Origin of the sequence: Microbispora sp. H10885 (genome assembly GCF_014161415.1) — a bacterium.
Taxonomy (GTDB): Bacteria; Actinomycetota; Actinomycetes; order Streptosporangiales; family Streptosporangiaceae; genus Microbispora; species Microbispora triticiradicis.
This window is the reverse complement of the sequence record NZ_JABBWY010000009.1, coordinates 299180-322122: the sequence shown is the minus strand read 5'-3', so window position 1 is coordinate 322122 and position 22943 is coordinate 299180. Positions and strand designations below refer to the sequence as shown.

Below are 22943 nucleotides of genomic sequence, written 5' to 3'. Positions count from 1 at the left end.
CCGTCACGGTGGTGTAAACCCGAGGGTACGATCAGGGTGTGGAGGTGGCCAGACGGGCTCGTGCGCACGTAGCGCGTCTCGACCTCAGCGCCGCCAAGGTGGCGGTGCTGGACGGTCAGGCGCATACCGCCCGCGCGCTGTGGAATCTGCTGCATGAGTTCTGCACCTTCCGGCAGGGCCGGTTGGCGACGGTGAAGGACTGTGACGCGGCGATCCGGGCGGCGCGCCGGGAGATCGACTGGATGGGCCGGTTGCCCGCCCAGGCGGCGCAGGCGGTGCTGAAAACCTACCGGCAGGCGTGGGCGAACTACTTCAACCCTGCCCATCCCGCAAACCGGCCTACGTTCAAGGGCCGGTTCCGGACCCGGTTGGCGGTGGATGTGCCGCAGGCCCGCGACTTGCAGGTCAAGCGGGTGAACCGGCGGTGGGGTGCGGTCAGTCTGCCGAAGGTCGGGCGGGTGCGGTTCCGGTGGACCAAGAACTTGCCCGGCGTGACCAGGGGCGGCCCTGCCGGGCGGGTCACCGGGGCACGCCTGGTAAAGGACGCCTTCGGCTGGCAGATCGTGTTCCGCACCGAAGCGGTGGTCGCGGAGGCCCCGGCCGCGCACCCCGGCCCTGGGGTGGGGATCGACCGGGGGATCACCGTCGCCCTGGCGTTGTCGGACGGCACCATGCGCGAGCATGGGCCCTGGCTACGTGACGGCGAGCAACAACGCCTGCGCCGGCTGGAGAAGAAGTCGGCCCGCCAGCGCGCCGCTCGTCCCTCCGGGCAGCCGGCCTCGCGTCGGCTGGCCCGCACCTACGACCGGATCGCCCGGCTCCGCGCGATAGCCAAGCGTCGAGCCGTCGACTGGCAGCATCAGACCACCACCGAACTCGCTGACACTTTCAGCGTGGTCGTGGTGGAAGACCTGAAGATCACGAACATGGTCCGCTCCGCCACCGGCACGATCGAACAACCTGGCCGGAACGTGCGGCAGAAGGCCGGGCTGAACCGCGCCATCACCGGGCAGGCGTGGGGCCGGACGGTCACCCTGCTGGAGTACAAAACCCGTGATCGCGGCGGGCTGGTGGTGAAGGTGCCCGCCCCGGGTACGTCACAGACCTGCCACCGGTGCGGGCACCGTGACCCGGCGGCCCGGGCCGGGATCAGGTACGCCTGTGTCAACCCCGGGTGCGGGTGGGCCGGGCATGCCGACACCAACGCCGCGATCAACATTTACAACGCCGCAGGAACTGTGGTGTCAGGACGTGGAGACCTCGGGGCTGCCCGGTCTGCGAAGCGTCAACCCCCGCGTGTCGCCTGACCGCGACACGACGGGAGAAGCTCCGGCCGTCAGGCCGGGGAGGAGTTCAAGCGATGCCTACCCTGCACAACACAACCCGCTCGGCTGGGTCCTCGACCGGGAGCGGCGTGCCCGCGTCGTCGAGATCGCCCGCGCCGCCGGCTGCCTGATCGTCGAGGACGGCACGGTCACCCGGCTGGAGGAGGCCCGCCGGCGGGACGCCGCCGCCCGGCAGGGCATCGCCCGGGCGGCGCTCGGCGGCATGGACGCGGTCGCCCACCCCGGGTCGTACATCGTCTGGCTCGGCCTGGAGCCGCACCAGCGTCCCGACCATGTGGCGGCCGTGCTGGCGCAGGAGGGGATCCTCGTGTCCACCGCCGACGCGTTCGCCACCGGCGCCTGGAGTCCCCCCGCGATCCGGCTGGCGCTGGCCACGCCGCTCCTGGACGACCTCGGGCCCGCGCTGCGCCGCCTGAGGTCCGCGATCGAGGCGATCCCGCCGTAACCCGCCGTAACCCGCCGTGACCGCCGTAACCACCGTGACCCGCCGTGACCCGCCCGCGCGTCCGGGCCCGGGCCGGGTCTCCGGCACCGGGCTCAGGCGCGGGGTCGCGAGGTCTCAGGTACGGCGGGGTCTCAGGTGCGGGTCCACCGCTGGTTCGCGCCGCCGTTGCACGTCCACATCTGCACCTTGGTGCCGTTGGCCGTCTGGTTGCCGTTCACGTCCAGGCACAGGCCCGACTGGACGCCGACGACGGTGCCGCCGGAGTTGACCGTCCACCGCTGGTTGGCGCCGCCGTTGCAGTCCCAGATGCCCACCGGGGCGCCCGCCGTGGTCCGCTGGTCGAACACGTCGAGGCACTTCGTGCCGCCGAACGTGCGCAGTTCCCCGGAGGAGGTCAGGGACCACTTCTGGCCCGCGCCGCCGTTGCAGTCGTAGATCTGGAGGGTCGAGCCGTTGTTCGCGGCCCCGCCGGCGACGTCGAGGCAGCGCCCCGACTGGGCGCCGACCAGCGTGAAGCTCTGCGGCGGAGTCGACGTGGCCGCCCAGGTGCCGGTCGCCGTGTCGATGGTCCAGGAGTCGTAGAACGCACTCATCGAGGCGGTGGAGCCGCTGATCGAGAGCGGCAGCCATACGGGCGTCGAGCTGTTGAGGTCGTTGGGGTTCCACCGGTCGCCGACGTAGACGTACGTGGTGCCCGACGACCCCGTCACCGGCACGACGGAGGAGGTCTGCGAGTCGAACGTGCGGCTGCCGTTGGGGGCGAACGTGGTGAAGCCGCTCCACGGCCCGGACAGGGAGGTCGCGGTGGCGTACGCGTTGTCGTTGGTGGACCAGCCCGTCAGGTGCGAGGCGAACAGGAAGTATCGTCCGTTCACCTTGACCATCGCCGGGGACTCCAGGTCGGCGAGCACCGCCGTCGTGCTCACCGCCTGGGTGTAGTCGGCGGACAGCCGGTCGATGCGCAGGCCGTGGGCACGGTCCTCGGTCAGCAGGTACGCCGTGCCGTCGTCGTCCTTGAACAGGCCCAGGTCCCGGCTCTCGAACCCGAGCGGACGCGAGGAGCCGCGGTAGGTGTACGGCCCGCACGGTGTCGGGCTGGTGGCCACCCCGGCCCGCGCGTCCCCGTAGGAGGAGTTGTCGATGTGCACCCACATCACGTACTGGCCGGTCGACGAGTTGTAGATCACCTTCGGCCGCTCGACGATGCGCCCGGCGGCGAGGTCTCCGCTGCTCTGCCGGCTCAGCGCGTTGCCCTGCCGGGTCCAGGTGGCCAGGTCGGTCGAGGAGTAGCAGGCGACCGCGGTGAACGTCGCGCCCGCGCTCTTGTCCTCGCCGACCATGTAGTACGTCGAACCGACCTTGAACACCCCGGCGCCGTGCGCCTGCAGCCGGTTGCCCGCCGTGTCGTACCACAGGACGCCGGGGCGAAGCGTCGCGGGGGCGGCGAACACCGGTGCGGGCATGATCAGCCCGGCGATCGTCAGGACGGCCGTGCCGAGCGCCGTGAACCACACGCGCATGCGTCTCATGGGTGCCTCACCTGGGTGGACGGGACGGGCGGGGCCGCGATCGGCGCCGCCCCGCCGGCCAGGCCCGGACGGGGGCCGCGGTGAGGAACCAGGCGAAGCGCCGGCGTCACGTGGCCGCGGAGGCGGAGCGTCGATCTTCGGCTTCGGGCGTCCCCGGACCATAGACGCGGTCCGGGGACGGGGGCAACGGCCGGCCCGCCCCGCCGGCTCGTCCACCCGCGATGACCTCGCCCCCGGCCGCCCGCCCCGCCCGGGAAAGCCGAAACTTTCACGTCCGGCGCCGCCGAGTGCCGGGATCAGCCGGCCGGTTTGAGTTCGAGGCCGGCGAGCGAGGCGTAGTGCATGAACTTGAACGGGTTGAGCATCTGGTTCCGCGCGACCATCGACTGCAGCAGGCTCTGCCGCAGGCCGGCGAGCTCGGGAACGCCGGGGTGGCTGAGCAGGCCGAGGTCGACGATGTGCAGGGCCAGTGGGTGCTCGCCGCGCCGGGCGAGTTCGAGTCCCGCCGTGACGAAGGCCGAGGCGCTCCCGCCACCCAGCAGGTCCAGGGCGGCCGACAGTTCGCCGGACGTGAACCGTTCGACTCCCTCACCGCTCCGGTGCCAGTATCCGGTCCGCTGGCGGTGCACGCGCTGGATGAAGTTGTCGCGGGTGACCAGGTAGGGCATGACCGAGGCGGGATGGTCCCTGAGGCTCGCCGGAAGATGGTCGAGCCGAAGGATCTCGGTGAGCGTCAGCCCGTCCGAGATCCCGGCCGTGATGACCCCCTCCAGGTCGCGCAGCGCCGCCAGCAGCCCGGGGAAGGCCTCGATCGTGTAGTTCTCGGTCAGCGCGGGATGCCCGTGGACGAGCTTGCGCGGGTGCAGGTCCATGACCGTCTGCATGGCTTGGAACAGGCCCTGCGGGGATCCTTCCGCGAGGGTCGGCGCGCCGAGATAGGGCATGCACATGTCGCCGGTGAAGGCCACTTCCAGGCTTGGGAGGTGAACGACCAGCCCGTCCTCGGTCTCGCCTCCCGGAATCGGGACGAGGGTGAAGTCCACTCCGCCGATCGTCAGCTTCTCCACGTCGTGCACGAGCCGATCGGGCTCGACCCGGGCGCGGCGGTCGTGCCCGATCGGGAGGTAGTAGCCGAGCGGCGGCGGGCCGGAGCTCTGGAGCGCGAGTTCGTGGGGGAAGTTCGCCTGGGCGATCACCTCGGCACCGTCGGCCGTGAGCGCGTCGAGTCCGCCGACATGGTCCCAGTGGGCATGCGTGAGGATCACGTGCGTGACCGGCAGGTCGGTGATCTCGCGAAGGTCGCGGAGGGCCGCGGCCGCGTGCTCGGGTGTGCTCGCGGCGTCGACGGCGACCACCCCGGTGCCGGTGACGACGAAGCCGACATCGGCGAAGTCGTAACCCTGCGCCACGTGGACGCCCGGTGCGTGTTCGACCATGCGCCGGGGGACGAAACGGAACCCGTCTTCGGGGCTCCCCCAGTGGTCGGTGATCAGGTGGTCGGTGGCCGGGTCACCGGCGCGGCCGCGCGCCCGTGCGGCCTCCTCGGTGCGGCCGAGCAGGTCGTACGCGCGTGACAGCGCGGCGTGGACGGGCCGCATGAAGCCCGGCGGGAACTGGTCCTTGACCATGAGGACGAACTCCAGGTCCGCCACGACGGTCTCCGCGCGGCCCGCGCATCGGGGCAGATCGGCCAGGGAGGTTCCGCGGTAGTAGTGGGGCAGCCCGAGGTCCAGGGAGGTGGCGGCGTCGAGCTTGGCGATCGCCGCCCCGGCCTGGCCGTCCAGACGGGCCTGGAAGGCGCCGGCGAGCGCCAGCAGGAGCCCGTCGCCCGGCGTCCGGGACGACAGGTCCGAGAAGAACTCGAACCCCTCCATGTCGAGCCCGGCGGCCCTGAACTGGTTCGCCAGCACGATCCTGACGCGCCGGTCGGCGTTCGGCCACGTGGCCACCTGGGAGAGCGCCGCGATCTCACCGTTCATGTCTCTTCTCCTGATCGTGTCGTCAGCCGGCCGGGTGCCGGTCGGCCGCATCCGGCGTGCCGGTCGCGCCGGGTCGTGGCCGGCGGATGAGTGCGAGGGCGAGGGCGGCGCCCGCCGCGGTGGCGATCATGAACCACCGGACGTCGTCGTGGGCGCCGATCACGGTGGACGCGGTGGGGGTGCCGAAGACGGCGACGAAGGCGGCGACGCCGAGGGCCGAACCGATCTGGCGGAACATGGTCTGGGCGCCGATGCCGGTGGCCAGCGTCCGTGGCGCCAGGGTGGAGGTGGCGGCGATCGTGAACGCGGGCAGGGCCAGGCCCACTCCGCTGCCCCCGATGAGCATGGCGGGGAGGAACAGGGACCAGTAGGCGGGCTCCGGTCCGATGAACGCGACCCACATCACCGACCCGGTTCCGAACAGCAGGGCGCCCGCGCCGCCGACGAGTCCGGGCCCGACGCGCTGCGCGAGCCTGCCGGCGAACGGCGCGCACACCGCGGCCGCGACGGGTCCGGGAGTCAGGGCCAGCCCGGCCCGCAGGATCGAGTAGTGCCAGGTCCCGGTGAGGAAGAGCACGTTGGCGAGCAGCATCGCCGAGAACGCGGCGGAGAACAGGGCCGCCGACAGGCTCGACAGCGCGAACGCCGGGACGCGCACGATGCTCAGCTCCAGGACCGGGGCGCGGTGACGCCGGGAGCGCGCCGCGAACCCGGCCGTGAGCACGACGGCGGCGGCGAAGCAGCCGATCACCCGCCCGTCCCAGTGCCACGAGTGCCCCTGGACGAGGCCGAGATTGGCGAGGGAGACGGCGGCGACGAGGACGACGGTGCCGAGACCGTCGGGCAGCGGCGGACGGGCGGGATCGCGGATCTCGGGCAGCACGCGATACGCGCCGGCGAGCACGATCACGGTCAGGGGAACGTTGACGATGAAGATCCAGTGCCAGCCGACCTGAGTGAGGAGCCCGCCCAGCGACGGGCCCGAGGCGGCGCCCACCGCGCCCAGGGCGGACCAGGCGCCGATCGCGGCCGCCCGGCGCCGCGGTGGGATGGAGGGCAGCAGAAGGCCGAGTGAGGCCGGGGTGACCGCGGCGGCTCCGGCTCCCTGCAGGACGCGGGCGGCGATGAGGAACCCGAGGGACGGTGCGACCGCGCACAGGGCCGACCCCAGGCCGAACGCGAGCAGGCCGGCCGTGAAGACCCGGCGCCGGCCGACGACGTCGCCGAGTCTGCCGGCGGGCACCAGCAGAGCGGCGAAGACGATCGCGTAGGCGTTCAGGACCCAGGACACGTCGGCGACGGTGGAGTGGGCGAAGTCCGCCTGAATCGCCGGGACGGCGATGTTGACGATGAACACGTCGAGCGTGGAGACGAACACCGCCAGCGCCAGTACGGCGAAGACGGCACGTGGGTGACCGGCGCCCGGGGGCGGGGTGAAGGGAGGCGGGCCTGAGGACGGATCCGCGTCCGCGGCGGCGGCTCGCCTGTCGAGAGTAGCCATGGACGTACTTCTAAAGTGCTTAGACAAGAAAGTCAAGCAACTGTGTGATTCTCTCAAGTCCTCCTGGTAGGCTGGGGTCGTGCGCTCCTATGGTCAGTACTGCTCCGTGGCCAAGGCCCTCGACGTCATCGGTGATCGGTGGACGCTGTTGATCGTTCGTGAGCTTCTGGCCCGTGGTCCCTCCCGCTACACCGACCTGCGCTCCGGGCTGCCGGGAATCGCCACCAACCTGCTCGCGGACCGTCTGCGCGACATGGAGGCCGCCGGTCTCGTGGAACGCGAGGACGCCCCGCCTCCGATCGCCACCACCTTGTTCCGGCTCACCGATCGCGGAGGCGAACTGGAGCCGGTCCTTTCCGCGCTCGGCCGCTGGGGCGTGCCCCTCATGCGCGACTACCGGCCCGAGGACGCCTTCCTCGGCCAGTGGCTGCGCCTCCCGGTCCGGATGTTCCTCGCCGACCACGAACCCGATCGGCCCTCGGTCTCGATCCAGATCCGCGCCGGGGACCAGGCGGTGGTGATCGACGCCGACGGCGGCCGGGTCTCACTCCGACTGGGAGCCGACCCGGACGCCGACGCGACGATCACCGGCCCGCCACCGCGCGTCCTCGCCCTCTTCAGCGGCAGCGTCGCCCTCGATGACGCCGAAGAGCAGGGGCTGCTGGTCACCGGCTCCCGCGAGGCCGTCCAGCGGGTCCTGCCCCGCGCGGGAAGAGCCGTCGGCGCGGACGGGACCGCCTCCGCCTGATCTGACCTGTCCCGGCGGCCGAGAGACGGCTCACGCCGCCGGCTCGTCGAGGCGGAGCGTGCCGATCCAGGTGCGGATCGCCTCCGCGGTCGTGCCCGCGTGCTCCTCCAGCGTGGTGAAGTGGTCGCCGGGGATGTCGGCCGTCTCGTGCGACACCGGCCAGTACGCCTGCCAGCGCGCCGGGGCGGCCGGGTCGACCGTGGTGCCGCGCAGCGGCTCCACGGCCCGCAGCAGCAGGATCGGCGTGTCCAGGGGCTTCGGCTGCCAGCCGATGAACAACCGGTTGTAGGCGCCCATCGTCGTCAGCCTGGTGTCGTGCAGCGTCATGTCGAAGCGGTCGATGCGTTCGAGCATGCCGCCGATCATGGCGCCCTGCCACCACTCCATGCCCTCCTGGGCGGAGGCGTCGATCGGATAGCTGTCGATCAGCGCCAGCCCCGCCGGTCGAAGGCCCTGCTCCTCCAGCGCGAGGGTCACGGCGTGCGCCACGGCGCCGCCCATGGAACGGCCGACGACCACGAACGGCTCGTCGTCGGCCACGCACCGGCGCAGGCCCTCGACGTTCATCTGGATCAGCGTCTCCAGTGAGCCGGGCAGCAGGTCGTCCTCCCCGTCGGTGAACCCCGGCGACGGCACGACGTACACGTTCCGGTCGTCCCGGAACGCCTGCCCGAACCGGGAGTACTCGTGCGGCCCGGAGATCGCGCTGAGCGCGGGGAAGCAGACCACGGAGACGCGGCCGGGCCCGGTCGCGAGCCTGACCGGGGGCAGCGCGTGCCGGTCCCGGTCAGGCGCGGCGAAGTGCTCGCGTACGTGCGACGCCGCGACCAGCAGCCCCGCCGCCTCGTCGTGCTTGCCCGTCTCGTGCATGCGGCGGTGCAGCGCGGCGAGCCCTCCCGCCGGAGCCGCTCCGGTACGGCGGGCCGCACCGGCCGGGTCCTCGGCGGAGCCGGGCAGCTCACGGTCGAGGTACGCCGCGACGGCCTCGGGGGTGGGGTGGTCGAAGGTGAGGGTGGCGGGGAGTCGGAGGTGGGTTGTGGTGGTGAGGCGGTTGCGGAGTTCGACGGCGGTGAGGGAGTCGAGGCCGAGTTCGATGAGGGGGCGGTCGGGGGGGATGGTGTGGGGGTCGGGGTGGCTGAGGACGGTGGCGACCTCGGTGCGGACCAGGTCGAGCAGGGCCGCGCTCCGCTCCTCGGGGGTCAGCCCGGTGAGCCGGGCGGCGGGGGAGGGACCCGCGGACGCCGCGCCGCGCGCGGCGCGGCGGGCCTGCCGGACGACTCCCCGCAGCAGGGGCGGTGGCGCCTCCGCGGTGGACGTGAGACCGGTCGGGACGACCAGGGGCAGGCCGGCGTCTCCGAACGCGGCGGCGTCGAAGAGGGCGAGTGCCTCCTCCGCGGTCAGCGGCCGGAGCCCGGTCCGCCTGATCCGCGCCTGGTCCACCGAGGTGAGGTCGGCGGTGAGGGTGCTGGTGTGGGCCCATAGTCCCCAGGCGAGGCTGGTGGCGGGGAGGCCTTGGGTGTGGCGGTGGTGGGCGAGGGCGTCGTGGAAGGTGTTGGCGGCGGCGTAGTTGGCTTGGGCGGCGCCGCCGAGGAGGCCGCTGATGGAGGAGAACAGGATGAAGGCGGCGAGGTCCTGGTGGTAGCGGGTGTGGTGGTGGAGGTGGGTGGCGCCGTCGATTTTGGGGGCGAGGACGGGGTGGAGGTGGTGGTTGGGGGTGAGGGTGTGCAGGGGGGTGTCGTGGGTGATGCCGGCGGCGTGGATGACGGCGGTGAGGGGGTGGTCGGGGGGGATGGAGGTGATGAGATCTTCGACGGCGTGGGGGTTGGTGATGTCGGTGGCGGTGACGGTGACGTGGGCGCCTGCGGTGGTGAGTTGGTGGATGAGGGTGTCGGCGCCGGGGGTGTGGTGGCCGCGTCGGCCGGTGAGGTGGAGGTGGCGGATGTGGTGGTGGGTGGCGAGGTGGTGGGCGAGGAGGGCGCCGATGCCGGTGAGGCCGCCGGTGATCAGGACGGTCCCGTCGGGGTTCCACGCGCGCGGCTGAGCGTCGTCGGCCCTGTGCTGGGGGGTGTGTGGGGTGAGGCGGGGGGTGAGCAGGGTTCCGTCGCGGAGGGCGGTGTGGGGTTCGTCGTGGTGGCGGGCGGTGGCGGCGGCCTGGGGGAGCTGGCTGAGGGTGTTGTGGTCGTGGTCGATGAGGTGGATGCGGCCGGGGTGTTCGGTCTGGGCGGAGCGGACCAGGCCCCAGACGGGGGCGGTGGTGAGGTCGATGGGTTGTTGGCTGGTGGTGGCGACGGCGTGGTGGGTGAGGACGAGCAGCCGGGTGGTGGTCAGGCGGTCGTCGGCCAGGAAGGTCTGCAGGGTGGTCAGGGTGCGTTCGGTCACCGCGTGCGCCGCCGCCACCGGGTTTCCGCCCACCCTGCTGGGATCGCCCGTCTCGTTACCGGTGGCGGATGTGGCCCGCTCCGGATCGACCGGCTCGGTGTCGTCGTCCCGGACAGGGTGTTCCTGGTGGAGGTGGGAGCCGACGGGTAGGACGATCACGTCGGGGACGGGTTCTGCGGCGTCGACGGCGTCGGTGAGGGCGGTCAGGTCGTCGTAGTAGGAGGCGGTGACAGTTTGGCGGAGGGCTTCGTGGAGGGCGCGGTCGCCGAGCACGGCCCAGGCCTCACGCGCCACCGGCTGGAGTTCCAGGGGCGACCACTCCACCCGGAACAGGCTGTCGTCTGGCCTCGGTCCGGAGACGTTCAGCTGTTCTGCGGAGACGAGACGGGCGGTGAGGGTGTCGATGGAGGCGACCGGCGCGCCGGTGGGGTCCGTGGCCTGCAGTGACAGCGACCCGGCGTCACCGAGCTTGACGCGTACCCGCAGGTCGGTGGCGCCGGTGGCGTGCAGGCGCACCCCGCTCCAGGCGAACGGCAGCCGGTTGTGCCCCTCCGGGACCTCCGCCAGGCCGGCCCACGCCGGCAGGTGCACGGCGGCGTCGAACAGCGCCGGGTGCACGCCGTAGCCCGTCACGTCGCCGTCCGCCTCCTGCGGGAGCGTCACCTCGGCGAACAGTTCGTCGCCGAGCCGCCACGCCGTGCGCAGCCCCCGGAACGCCGGGCCGTACGGCAGGCCCGCCAGGGTCAGGGCGTCGTAGACGCTCTCCACCTCGATCGGCACGGCGTCCTCGGGCGGCCAGACGGTCAGATCGAAGCCGGGTGTGGCGTCGTCTCTGGTGAGTACGGCGGTCGCGTGGCGGGTCCACTCACCGTGCTCCCCCTCGTCGCGTGAGTACACGTCGAGCGTCGCGTTCCCGTCGGCGTCCGCGCCGTTCACGATCACCTGCACCCGGACCTTACGGCCCGGTCGCAGGACGAGTGGGGCGTGGAGGAGGAGTTCGTCGATGGTGGTGTGGCCGGTGTGGTCGGCGGCGTGGAGGGCGAGGTCGAGGTAGGCGGTGCCGGGGAGGATGGGGGTGTCGAAGACGGTGTGGTCGGTGAGCCAGGGGTGGGTGGTGAGGGAGAGGGTGCCGGTGTAGACGGTGGTGTCGTCGTGGGCGAGGGTGAGGGCGGCGCCGAGCAGGGGGTGGGCGGTGGTGGTGAGGCCGAGGGCTGCGGGGTCTGTCTGGCGGGTGGGTGGGGTGAGCCAGAGGTGTTCGTGCTGGAAGGCGTAGGTGGGCAGGTCGACGGTGGTGGCGGGGCCGTGGATGGCGGTCCAGTTGATGGGGGCGCCGTGGGTGTGGGTGTGGGCGGCGGCGGTGACGGCGGTGTGGGGTTCGGGCCGGTCACGGCGCAGCACGGGGACGGCGACCAGGCCGGGTGTGCCGTCGAGGGTGTCGCGGATGAGGCCGGTGAGGATGCCGTCGGGGCCGATCTCGATGTAGGTGGTGGCGCCGTGGTCGTGCAGGGTGCGGGTGGCGTCGGCGAAGCGGACGGGGCTGCGGAGGTGGTGTGTCCAGTAGGCGGGGCCGTCGGGTGGGGTGGGGGTGCCGGTGAGGTCGGAGACGAAGGCGATGGTGGGGGGTGTGTGGGTCAGGTCGTCGATGGCTTTGTGGAAGTCGTCGAGGATGGGGTCCATGTGGGGGGAGTGGAAGGCGTGGCTGACGGTCAGGGCCCGGACCTTGTGTCCCTGCTGCCGGAAGCGTTCGGTGATTTCGGTGACGGCGTCGTGGTCGCCGCTGATGACGGTGGAGGTGGGGGTGTTGACCGCGGCGATGGTGACCCTGCCCTCATGGGCGGCGAGGTGGGGGGTGATGGCGGTTTCGGGGGCGTTGATGGCGGTCATGGCGCCGCCGGGTGCGGCGGTGTGCATGAGGCGGGCGCGTGCGGCGACGAGGGCGGCGGCGTCGGTGAGGGTGAGGATGCCGGCGGTGTGGGCGGCGGCGATGGCGCCGATGGAGTGCCCGGCGACGGCGTGGGGGGTGATGCCCCAGGTGGACAGGAGGTGGGTGAGGGCGGTCTGCAGGGCGAACAGGGCGGGCTGGGTGTAGAGGGTCTGGTCCAGCAGCGTCTGGTCGGCGTCCCCGAGCAGGACCTCGCGTAGCGGCACGGGGGTGTGTCCGGCCAGGTGCTCGTCCAATGCCTCGATGGCCTGGTCGAGGGCGGTGGCGAAGGTGGGGTAGGCGGCGTAGAGGCCGCGTCCCATGCCGGGGCGTTGGCTGGCTTGGCCGGTGAACACGAACGCGACCTTGCCCGGCCGGGCGGTCCCGGTGACGATGCCGGGGGTGATGCGGCCGTCGGCGAGGGCGCGGGTGCGGTCGAGGAGTTCGTTGCGGGTGGTGCCGGTGATGACGGCGCGGTGGTCGAAGTGGGCGCGGGTGGTGGTCAGGGAGTGGGCGATGTCGACCGCGTCCAGGCCGGGGTGGCGGTCGAGGTGGTCGGCCAGGCGGGCGGCCTGGGCGCGTAGTGCTTCGGGTGACCGCGCCGAGACCACCCACCCCACCACCGGCACCCCACGCCCATGAGAAACGCCCAACGGCAGTGGCTGCCGGGCGCCCTGAAGGTCGTTCGCGAGCAGCGGTCGCGGGGTGTTCTGGCGGGCATCCGATCCTCGCGGCAGGGCGAGGGCGCCGTTCGCCGGCGCCGCATGCTCCCCGCCATGTGCGGTCGCCGGCCGCGTCCGCACCGGAGACGGGAGTGGGAGCTCGTCGTTCGAAGCGACGGTGCCGGTCGGCTCTGGTGCCTGTTCGATGATGACGTGGGCGTTGGTGCCGCTGATCCCGAAGGACGACACTCCGGCCCGCTTCGGCCGCCCGGTCTCCGGCCAGGGCACGGGCTCGGTCAGCAGGGCGAGCCCCGCCGACCAGTCGACGTACGGGGAGGCCTCCTCGGCGTGCAGCGTCCTGGGCAGCACCCCGTGCCGCATCGCGAGCACTGTCTTCATGACACCGGCCACGCCCGCCGCCGCCTGGGTGTGCCCGATGTTCGACTTGAGGGAGCCGAGCAGCAGCGGGCGTTCGCGGTCCTGGCCGTAGGTGGCCAGCAACGCCTGGGCCTCGATGGGATCGCCGAGCGTCGTGCCCGTGCCGTGGGCCTCGACCGCGTCCACCTCCCCGCCCCTCAGTCCGGCGTCCTCAAGGGCCCGGCGGATCACCCGTTGCTGCGCCAGGCCGTTGGGCGCGGTCAGGCCGTTGGAGGCGCCGTCCTGGTTGACGGCGGTGCCGCGGACGACGGCCAGCACGGGGTGCCCGTTCCTCCGCGCGTCCGACAGACGCTCCACCAGCAGCAGTCCGACGCCCTCGGCCCAGCCGGTGCCGTCCGCGGCCGCGGAGAACGCCTTGCACCGCCCGTCCGGCGCGAGCCCGCCCTGCCGCGAGAACTCGGTGAACATCCCCGGCGACGACATCACCGTCACTCCGCCCGCGAGCGCGAGATCCGACTCGCCCGATCGCAGCGACCGTACGGCGAGGTGCAGCGCGACCAGTGACGACGAGCAGGCCGTGTCGACGGTCACCGCCGGGCCCTCGAAGCCGAAGGTGTAGGCGATCCGCCCGGAGGCGACACTGGCCGCGGTGCCGGTCAGGGCGTACCCCTCGGAGCCCTCGGCCGTTTCGTGCAGCCGGGGGCCGTAGTCCTGGGGCGTCATGCCGACGAACACGCCCGTCCGGCTGCCGGCCAGCGACCGCGGCACCAGACCGGCCCGCTCGAAGGTCTCCCACGCCACTTCCAGCAGAAGCCGCTGTTGCGGATCCATGGCCGCCGCCTCGCGGGGGCTGATGCCGAAGAACTCCGCGTCGAACCGGTCGGCGTAGTGGAGGAAGCCGCCCTCACCGGTGACCGACGTGCCCCGATGTGACTCCACCGGGTCGTGCAGCGCCTCCGCATCCCAGCCACGGCTGATGGGGAAGGTGGTGACGGCGTCGGTGCCGTCGAGCACCAGGTCCCAGAGCTTTTCCGGGGTGTCGGCACCTCCGGGCCACCGCCCGGCCATCGCGACCAGCGCGATCGGCTCGTCGTCCGCCGGATCACCCCCCGACGGCGGTGAGAACGACGGCGCCACTGCATGAGCCGACGTGCCGCCCGGCGCCACGCCACCCGTGGCGCCGTCTGTTGCCATGCCACCCGTGGTGCCGCCGCTCGTGCCGATCCCCGGGGTGCGGGCCTCGGACAGAGCGCGCAGGTGGCGGGAGAGCGAGAGCGGTGACGGGTGGTCGAACGTGACGGTCGCCGGAAGCGGCAGGCCGGTGGCGGCGGCCAGAGCGTCCCGCAGTTCCACCGCCCCCAGCGAGTCGAGCCCCAGCTCCTTGAACGTGAGCTCGGCTTGGACGGCGTCGGCGTGACCCAGGACGGCCGCCGTGGCGGACAGGACGAGATCGAGCGATGACCGCCCGTCCGCCACCGGCTCCCGCTCGTGCCGGACCTCCGGCTCGCGCTGGGCTTCCGGCTTGACGGGCGCCTCCTGGCCGCTCTGCGCCTCCGGTTCGTGCTGTGTTTCCGGCTCGTGCTGGGCCCCCGGCCTGACATGTGACTCCTGCTTGGTCTGTGCCGCCCCTTCGTGCCGCGCCGCCGACCCTGCGGCCTCCTGCTCGGCCTCCTGCTCGGCCTCCTGCTCGGCCTCCTGCCCGGGCGCCGCCGGGGCGACCGATTGAGCGGGTTCGCCCGTGTACGGGGCCACATCGGCCGGTGCGGCGCTCTCCGCCTCGGCGGGAACCGCGTCGAGCCAGTACCGGCGTCGCCGGAACGGGTAGGTGGGCAGGGGCACCCGTCGCGCACCGGGCCGCAGGGCGCGGCTCCAGTCGACGTCGCCGCCGTTGACGTGGAGCACGCCGAGCGCCCGGAGGAACTCGTCCAGATCCCCTCTGTCGCGGCGCAATGTGCCGGTGACCAGGCCGTCGCGGCCAGCGGCGTCCAGGACCTTCCGGATGTCCGGCGTCAGGACCGGGTGCGGCCCGGCCTCCACGAACACGGTGTGGCCGTCGCTCAGCGCCGCCTCGACGGCCTCCTGGAACCGCACGGTGTCCCGAAGATTGTGGTGCCAGTACCCGGCGTCCAGCTCCGCCGGGTCGAACCGTCCGCCGGTAACCCCGGAGTAGAACGCCACCTCGCCGCGCCGGGCGGGCCGTCCGGCCGGGGAGCTCACCAGGCGGTCTCGCACGGTCTCGATCCCGTCCCGGTCCGAGATCCCGGCGAGCGCCTGACCGCACAGGACCGCGATCGCGGCGGCGTCGTCCAGCGACAGGGCGCCCGCGACGTGCGCTGCGGCGATCTCCCCCTGGGAGTGGCCGATGACGGCGTCCGGCCGGACGCCGAAGTGTTCCCAGAGCCGGGCCAGCGCCACTGTGACGGCGAACAGCGCGGGCTGCGCGACGTCCACCCGCTCGATCGGAGCCGCACCCGGCAGGTTCCACAGAACGTCGCGGGGCGACCAGTCGACGTACGGTCCGAGGGCCTCGGCGGCCTCGGCGAGATGCCCGGCGAAGACGGGGGAGGCGCCGGCCAGGGCCCGGCCCACGCCCGCCCACTGCCCGCGCTGCCCCGGGAAGACGAGCACGGTGCCGCCGAGCGCGCGTGCCCTGCCGTGTACGGCTCCCGGCGCCACATCGCCCGCGCCGAACGCCCGTAGGCGTTCCCGCAGCTCGTGGCGGTCGGTGCCGACCACCACCGCCCGGTGCTCGAAGGAGGTGCGGCCGGTGGCGAGCGAGAGCGCGACGTCGGACAGGTCGCCGTCGAGCGCGGACGAGCCGGACAGCCGGGCCGCCTGTTCGCGAAGCGCGTCCGGGTCGCGGGCGGAGAGGACGAGCGGCACGGCCACCGGCCCGCCGGTCTCGTCCCGGCTCTCCACCGCACTCCGGCTCTCGTCCCGGCTCTCCATCCGGCTCTCCATCCGGCTCTCCGTCCGGCTCTGGGCCTGGCTCCCCGTCCGGCTCTGGGCCTGGCTTTCGGCCTGGCTCTCGCCCCGGCTCTGGGCCGGAGCTTCGTTCCCGTCCGGGGCTTCGCTTCGGTGCGCGGCTTCGCCGCCGCCCCTGATCCCCCTACGGCCGGTGGCGGGGGACGTGTGCTCCGGCGGAGGCTCGGCGAGGACGACGTGGCAGTTCACCCCGCCCACGCCGAACGAGCTGACCCCCGCGACGAGCGGCAGGCCGGGCCGAGGCCAGGGGGACGGCTCGGTGACCACCCGCAGGTTGAGCGCGTCCAGGTCGATGGCGGGGTTCGGCGTCTCGTAGTTCAGGCTCGGCGGGACCTCGCGGTGGTGGATGCCGAGCACTGCCTTGAGGAGCCCGGCGATGCCGGCCGCGCCTTCGAGATGGCCGATGTTCGTCTTGACCGAACCCACCAGGAGCGGCTGCGTCGCGGGCCGTGCCGCCCCGAGCGCCGCGCCGAGCGCGGCCGCCTCGATCGGGTCGCCGACCTTCGTGCCCGTGCCGTGCAGTTCGACGACCTGTACGGCCCCGGGGTCGACGCCGGCCCTCTCCACCGCGAGCCGTACGACCCGCTGCTGCGCGGCGGCGTCGGGAACGGTGAGGCCGGGGGTCGCGCCGTCGTTGTTGACCGCGCTGCCCAGGATGACGGCGTAGACGTGGTCTCCGTCGGCCAGAGCGCGCCGCAGCGGCTTCAGCACGACGATCCCGCCGCCTTCCCCGCGCGCGTAGCCGTTGGCCCGGGCGTCGAAGGCGAAGCACCGGCCGTCGGGGGACAGGCCCCCGAACCGTTCGGCGGTCGCGGTGCTCTCCGGGACGAGGTTCAGGTTCACCCCGCCCGCCAGGGCGACCTCCGACTCGCCCGAGCGCAGGCTCTCGCAGGCCAGGTGCACCGCGACCAGCGCGGACGACTGCGCGGTGTCCACGGTGAGGCTCGGCCCCCGCAGGTCCAGGGCGTACGAGATCCGGTTGGCCAGGATGCCGCGGGTGAGCCCGGCGAGCGTGTGCCGGGTGATCGCCGCGTCTCCGCGCCCGTAGACGAGCGCGGCGTAGTCGGCGGCCATCGCCCCGATGACCACCCCCGCGGGCGTGCCGGCGAGACCGGCGGGCGGGATGCCCGCGTCCTCCAGCGCCTCCCAGGCCAGCTCGAGCACCAGCCGCTGCTGGGGGTCCATCGCCGCCGCCTCCTTGGGCGAGACGCCGAAGAAGCCCGCGTCGAACCCGTCGACCTGGTCCAGGAACCCGCCCCGCAGGCCGGCGAGCCGGGGCTCGCTCGTCAGCCGGCTCCGCGGGGGCGCGCCGACCGCGTCGCGCCCGGTGCGCAGCAGGTCCCACAGGGCGCGCGGGTGCGCCGCGCCCGGCAGCCGGCAGGCGAGGCCGACCACCGCGACCGCGCCCGCACCATAGGTGACCGCTTCGTCCATGCTGAGCATCCGCCCCTCGTCGAGCCTTGCGTCGTTTCCCGCCGCGTTCTCCCGGGCCGGCCGGCGTGCCGGCCCTGAAAAGGCCGGCCGTCACCGTCCCGCCGCGCCGCCCGGCCGCTCGGCCCGCCCGCTCACGCCGCTTTCGCCAGGAAAGGAGAAATCCGCCCGCCCGGTCGCGCCCACGTGGCGGAACGCGCCGGAAAAGGGATGTGAGCGGCCCACGGACTTTCTCGCCGGAGCGACGCCCTCCGGCCGGGACCGGCACAATCGACATTTGCACGAATTTCGTGAAATAGTCAACTGTGATGGCGAACACGCTTCTTCCGGGCTATCCATAAGGATTTCTTTTGATATTTCATCAAATATTCTGATTAGACCGTGAGAATGGCTCGCGGCTACCGTTCCGGAGAAGGAAAGGCCGGGCCGGACGATCGAGCGGAAACGCGAGCAGGGGGTGCGCCGATGACCGCTGCGCAGACGGAGACTGCCCAGACGGAAACCGTGCGGGAGGACCGGGAGGATCAGGACGATCGCGATCCCGCCGCCCGGCTCGCCCGTCTGCTGGACGCGGACTCGGCGGCGCCGCTGCATCCCGGGGACACGAGCGGCGTGCTGGCGGTCACGGGCCGGATCGGCGGGTCACCGGTGGTCGCCTTCTGCACCGACGCGACCGTCATGGGCGGGGCGCTGGGCCTGGCCGGGGCCCGGCACATCGCCGCCGCCGTGGACGAGGCGCTGCGGCGGCGGGTGCCGGTCATCGGGGTGTGGCACTGTGGCGGGGCCCGCCTCGCGGACGGGGTCGAGTCGTTGCACGGAGCGGGCCTGGTCTTCGCGGCCAACACCCGCGCCTCCGGGCGCGTGCCGCAGATCTCGGTCATCGTGGGTCCCGCGGCGGGCGCGGCGGCCTACGGCCCGGCACTGACCGACCTGATCGTGATGTCCGGTGCGGGTCGGGTGTTCGTCACCGGTCCCGACGTGGTCCGCCGCGTGACGGGCGAGGACATCGACATGGAACGCCTCGGCGGCGCGGACGCGCACGGCCGCCGCTCCGGTGTGGTGCACGTGGTCGCCGGTGACGAGCAGGACGCCTTCCGGCGCACCCGTGTGATCGCCGGCCTGCTGACCGGGACCGGGCGGTTCGACCTGGAACGCCTGACCGACGACCGGGATCCCGCCGCACTGCTGCCCGAGTCGGCCCGCCGCGCCTACGACATCCGCCCGGTGATCCGGGCGCTGCTCGACGACGGCGCGGACGGTCCCGCGTTCGTGGAGATCCAGCCTCGCTGGGCGCCGAACATCGTCGTCGGCCTCGGCCGCCTGGCCGGGCACCCGGTGGGCGTCGTGGCCAACAACCCGCTGCGCATGGGCGGCTGCCTCGACTCGGCGTCGGCGGAGAAGGCGGCCCGGTTCGTCCGCATGTGCGATGCCAACGGCGTCCCGCTCGTCGTGCTGGCGGATGTTCCGGGCTATCTCCCCGGCGTCGACCAGGAATGGGGCGGCGTGGTCCGCCGGGGGGCGAAGCTGCTGCACGCCTTCGCCGAGGCCACCGTGCCCAGGGTCACGGTGATCGTCCGCAAGTCCTACGGAGGGGCGTACATCGCGATGAACTCCCGCTCCCTGGGCGCGACCGCGGTCTTCGCCTGGCCCGGGGCGGAGGTGGCGGTCATGGGCGCCGAGGCGGCCGTGGGCGTCCTGCACCGGCGCCGCCTCGCCGCGGCCGGGTCCGAGGAGGAGCGGGAACGGCTGCTCGCCGAGCTGGTCCGCGAGCACGAGGAGCGTTCGGGCGGGGTCGGCCGGGCGCTCGAACTCGGGGTCGTCGACGAGGTGATCGACCCGAGGACCACCCGGCGGCGGGTGGCCGAGGCCCTCGCCGCGGCGCCCGCCTCGCGCGGCGCGCACAACAACATCCCGCTCTGACACCCCGCGCCTTGCCCACCCCGCGGCTCAGCGGCCTCCCGGCCTGGACACGGGGCGCTCTGCGTAGCTCCTGGCCTCGACCCGGCAGCTCCCGGATCCGGGTCCCGGAGGGCCTGCTGCGGAGTGCTCAGGGAGTCCGGGCCTGCGGGCCGGGGACGGCCTCACCGGCGACGTCGGCCTCGGTCCTGGGCGTCACCCGCCGCCGTACGGCCAGGCCGAAGCACGTGACGGCCAGGCTGAAGACGCCGGCCACGACGAACGGACCGGCGGGGCGCCACGCGTCGAACAGCGCCCCGCCGAGCGCCGAGACGATCATCACGCCGGCCGCGCCGCAGAGCGTGTGGACGCCGAACGCCGACCCCCGCACCTCCGCGGGCGCCTGCTGCGCGAGCAGCGGGCCCGCCGTGGTGATGGCGGCGATCTCACCGACCCCGATCAGCACGGCGACCAGCATCATGCCCGGGCCGAGGGGATCGGTGACGAGCAGCGTCGACAGGTAGGCGACGGCGGCGACGGCCTGCGCCAGGACGACCAGATCCTGACGCCGCATGCGGTCGCCCAGCCACCCGAACAGCGGCGCGCACAGCAGCGCGACCATCTGCGACACGCCCACCACCGCGCCCGCCTTGGCCAGCGCCGCCGCACCGGTGAGGCCGCCGTGCTCCGTGCCGTAGTTCTTGATCCACAGGGACATGAAGGCGACCACGATCGCGAGGTCGGCGCGGGCCACGAACGACGCCGCGTACGACAGGGCCACCCCGGGGTCGCGGACGAGGGCCACGCCCTCGCGCACCAGGCGGACCAGCGGCACCCGCGCCGCCGCGACGGGCCGCCGCCCGGACAGCGTCAGCCACAGCAGGCCCGCCGCGGCCACGATGCCCGCGGCGATCAGCAGGAACGCCGTGCGGGCCGCCCGCACCGGCTCCATGCCGCCCGACTCCAGCGTCTGCGGCAGCCGCACCAGGACCAGCACGGCGACCAGCGCGCCCAGCCCGCCGAAGAAGCCGACCAGCCCGTACGACGCGCCTCGTGACCTGCTGCGCACATAGTCGATCGCGATCGTGGACAGCATCGCGTTGATCGCCGCGACGCCCAGGCCGAACACCACCCGCAGCCCGGCCAGCGCGGCCGTGTTCCCGGCGAACGGGAACAGCGCGGTGCCGGCGGCGCACAGGGCCAGCCCGGCGACCACGATCACCCGCCGCCCGAACCGGTCGGCCAGCGCGCCGTACCACGCGAGGCTCACGACCATCGCGATCTCGGCCGCCGTGTTGAGGAGGCCGACGACGGTGCCCTGCCGGGACTCGGGCAGGCCCAGGATCACGCTGAGGACGTGCGGCTGGGCCGACGGCAGGAAGGAGATCACCGCCGTCCCCGCCGTGGCGAGCGCCAGCAGGGCCCACATGTTGCCCCTGGTGACGCCGTCGGCGAGCCACGCGCCCAGCACGCGGCGCGCCAGGGAGGGCTCGGCGCCGGGCTCGCGGCCAGGCTCGGGGCCGGTCCCTGGGGCGGTCTCGGGGGGTGCGGGCATGAGGCGATCATGACACCGGACGATGCGCCTATTCGGGAAATATCGCGTTCTTCATTGCGATCGGATGAGATGGCTTCACTTTCCCGCCTCCGGCTACGATGATCGCCACTGGCGAGGGGGGAGATCTCCATGGATCCGGGGGAAAGCGGGACCGGTGGCGAGCCCGTCGTGGCATCGGGCGCCGGGGCTGGTTTCGATCCGAACGTGCCCAACGCGGCCCGGATGTACGACTATTTCCTGGGCGGCAAGGACAACTTCCCCGCCGACCGCGCGGCGGCCGAGCAGGTGCTGAAGCATGTGCCGGAGATCCCCCTCGGCATCAGGGAGAACCGGGACTTCCTCGTCCGCGCCGTGCGGTTCCTCGCCGGCCGGGGCATCCGGCAGTTCCTCGACATCGGCGCGGGCCTGCCGACCCAGCGCAACGTCCACCAGGTGGCGGCCGAGCACGCGCCCGGCGCGCGGACGGTGTACGTCGACAACGACCCGCAGGTGCTCGCACACGCCCGCGCGCTGCTCCAGGACAGCCCGGAGGTGCGGGTCGTGCAGGGCGACCTGCGGCGGCCGGAGGAGATCCTGGCCCATCCGGACGTGCGCGACCACCTGGACTTCACGCGGCCGGTCGCCGTCCTGCTGCTCGCCATCGTCCACTTCCTGCCCGACTCCGACGAGCCCCGCCGCGTGATCGGCCGGATCCGCGAGGCGCTCGCCCCCGGCAGCTACCTGGCGATGTCGCACGTCGCGGTCGACGAGCGCCCGGAACGCGCCCCGGACGTGGAGCGGGTCTACCAGGGCGCCTCGGCGCAGTTCGTCGCCCGCCGGACGGCCGAGATCACACCGTTCTTCGAAGGGCTCGACCTGGTCGAGCCCGGCGTCGTGAACCTGCACCAGTGGCGGCCCGAGCACGACGCCTTCGACCCGCGCCTGCTGGGCATCGGGAGCTACTTCCTGTGCGGGGTCGGCGCCGTCCGCTGAGTTGCCTCCCGCGCGGAGGGCGCGAGCCTGCCCGCGCCGAGCGCGACCGCCAGCAGCAGCACGGCGACCAGCCCGAACGAGGCGGGCAGCCCGGTCAGGGAGGCGATCCCGCCGATCGCGCTCGGCGCGACGAAGCCCGACGCGTAGCTGACCGTGGCCGCTCCCGCGACGCCCTCGCTCGGCGTGCGCCCGGCGTGGCCCGCCGCCGCGAACACCAGCGGGACGACCACCGCGATCCCCAGGCCGATCAGCATGAACCCGCCGGCCGCCGGGACCGGGGAGCGCGCGGCCACCACGAGCAGCGCGCCGAGCGCCGCCAGCGCGCCGCCGCCCCTGACGGTCGCGACCGGGCCCAGCCTGCGGACCACCGCGTCGCCGCACAGCCGGCCCGCCGCCATCGTGCAGGCGAAGGCCGTGTACGCGGCGGCGCCCACGGCCTGGGACGCGCCGGTCACCTGCCCGAGGTAGACCGCGCACCAGTCCTGGGCCGCGGCCTCGCCGAACACCGCGCAGAAGCCGACCAGCCCGATGATCACGACGCCGCGCGACGGCAGCACGAAGTGCGGCGGGGCGGCCTCCTCCTCGCCCGCCCGCACGTCGAGCAGCAGCGGCCCCATCGCCAGGGCCACGAGGAACAGCACGACCGCGGCCCCGCCCAGATGCGCGCGGGCGTCGAGCCCCGCGTTGGCCGCAAGCGTCCCCACCGCGCCGCCCGCGAGCGTGCCCACGCTCCACATCCCGTGCAGGCCGGACATGATCGGACGGCCGAGCCGCTGCTCGGCCACCACCCCCTGGGCGTTCATCGCGACGTCGCCGACGCCGGCCACCGCGCCGTACAGCAGGAGCGCGGCGCACAGCAGCGGCAGGTTGGGCGCCAGCGGGGGCAGGACGAGGGCCAGGCACCACAGGCCGATCGAGACCCGGGTGACGGCCCGCCCGCCGAACCGGTGCGTGATCCGGCCCGCGGTCGGCATCGCCAGGATCGAGCCCACAGCCGGCGCGAGCAGGGCCAGGCCGAGGCCGCCGGGCCCCACACCCACGTGATCCTGGATCCAGGGGATGCGGGAGGCGAAACCACCGGTGACCGCCCCGTGCAGGGCGAAGACGACCGACACCGCGAACCTGGCGCGTCTCAGTTCCCGAAGATCCACGGTCGTACGCTATTGCGTGCCCGGCCGTGCGGTCGCCGCGGGCCCGTGCGGTCACCCCGGGTGCG

11 protein-coding genes are annotated in these 22943 nt (G+C 73.4%); 5 read left to right on the top strand and 6 right to left on the bottom strand.

The annotated features are described in order from the left end of the window. The first annotated feature begins 38 nt into the window (after positions 1-38). Both HHX37_RS25050 and HHX37_RS25045 read left to right on the top strand, forming a co-directional pair. Positions 39-1307: a transposase gene (locus HHX37_RS25050; protein ID WP_310740513.1), complete on the top strand. Its 1269-nt coding sequence runs from the start codon at positions 39-41 to the stop codon at positions 1305-1307. Further along, positions 1297-1791 carry a hypothetical protein gene (locus tag HHX37_RS25045; RefSeq protein WP_220503110.1) on the top strand — a complete coding sequence of 165 codons (495 nt, stop codon included), beginning with the start codon at positions 1297-1299 and terminating at the stop codon, positions 1789-1791. The genes HHX37_RS25050 and HHX37_RS25045 overlap by 11 nt, the downstream gene beginning before the upstream one ends. 131 nt (positions 1792-1922) lie before the next feature. On the opposite strand, the gene HHX37_RS37105 is transcribed toward HHX37_RS25045, so the two are convergent. The 3 genes from HHX37_RS37105 to HHX37_RS25030 form a co-directional block, all read right to left on the bottom strand. Then, positions 1923-3320: a lectin gene (locus tag HHX37_RS37105; RefSeq protein ID WP_182886977.1), complete on the bottom strand. Its 1398-nt coding sequence runs from the start codon at positions 3318-3320 to the stop codon at positions 1923-1925. Between the two features lie 296 nt (positions 3321-3616). Continuing rightward, positions 3617-5299, bottom strand: a complete 1683-nt coding sequence (locus tag HHX37_RS25035) for an MBL fold metallo-hydrolase (protein WP_182886976.1) — start codon at positions 5297-5299, stop codon at positions 3617-3619. Between the two features lie 22 nt (positions 5300-5321). Next, on the bottom strand, positions 5322-6800 hold the full coding sequence (locus HHX37_RS25030; protein WP_182886975.1) for an MFS transporter: 1479 nt from the start codon (positions 6798-6800) through the stop codon (positions 5322-5324). Positions 6801-6879: 79 nt separating this feature from the next. Between HHX37_RS25030 and HHX37_RS25025 the strand changes: the two genes are divergently transcribed. After that, a complete protein-coding gene (locus HHX37_RS25025) occupies positions 6880-7548 on the top strand; it encodes a winged helix-turn-helix transcriptional regulator (protein WP_182886974.1) in 669 nt (222 codons plus the stop codon). Between the two features lie 30 nt (positions 7549-7578). On the opposite strand, the gene HHX37_RS37100 is transcribed toward HHX37_RS25025, so the two are convergent. Beyond that, positions 7579-17307, bottom strand: coding sequence for a type I polyketide synthase (locus tag HHX37_RS37100; protein ID WP_310740512.1), 9729 nt, complete (start codon positions 17305-17307; stop codon positions 7579-7581). A gap of 462 nt (positions 17308-17769) precedes the next feature. Between HHX37_RS37100 and HHX37_RS24985 the strand changes: the two genes are divergently transcribed. Next, positions 17770-19224, top strand: a complete 1455-nt coding sequence (locus HHX37_RS24985; protein ID WP_182886973.1) for an acyl-CoA carboxylase subunit beta — start codon at positions 17770-17772, stop codon at positions 19222-19224. Between the two features lie 127 nt (positions 19225-19351). Here the strand turns inward: HHX37_RS24985 and HHX37_RS24980 are convergent, their stop codons facing one another. Then, a complete protein-coding gene (locus HHX37_RS24980; protein ID WP_182886972.1) occupies positions 19352-20755 on the bottom strand; it encodes an MFS transporter in 1404 nt (467 codons plus the stop codon). A gap of 129 nt (positions 20756-20884) precedes the next feature. Between HHX37_RS24980 and HHX37_RS24975 the strand changes: the two genes are divergently transcribed. Then, positions 20885-21727, top strand: a complete 843-nt coding sequence (locus tag HHX37_RS24975; RefSeq protein WP_182886971.1) for an SAM-dependent methyltransferase — start codon at positions 20885-20887, stop codon at positions 21725-21727. Here the strand turns inward: HHX37_RS24975 and HHX37_RS24970 are convergent. Next, positions 21694-22878 (bottom strand): MFS transporter, encoded by a 1185-nt coding sequence (locus HHX37_RS24970; RefSeq protein WP_182886970.1) that lies wholly within the window; start codon positions 22876-22878, stop codon positions 21694-21696. The genes HHX37_RS24975 and HHX37_RS24970 overlap by 34 nt on opposite strands. Between the last annotated feature and the right edge of the window lie 65 nt (positions 22879-22943).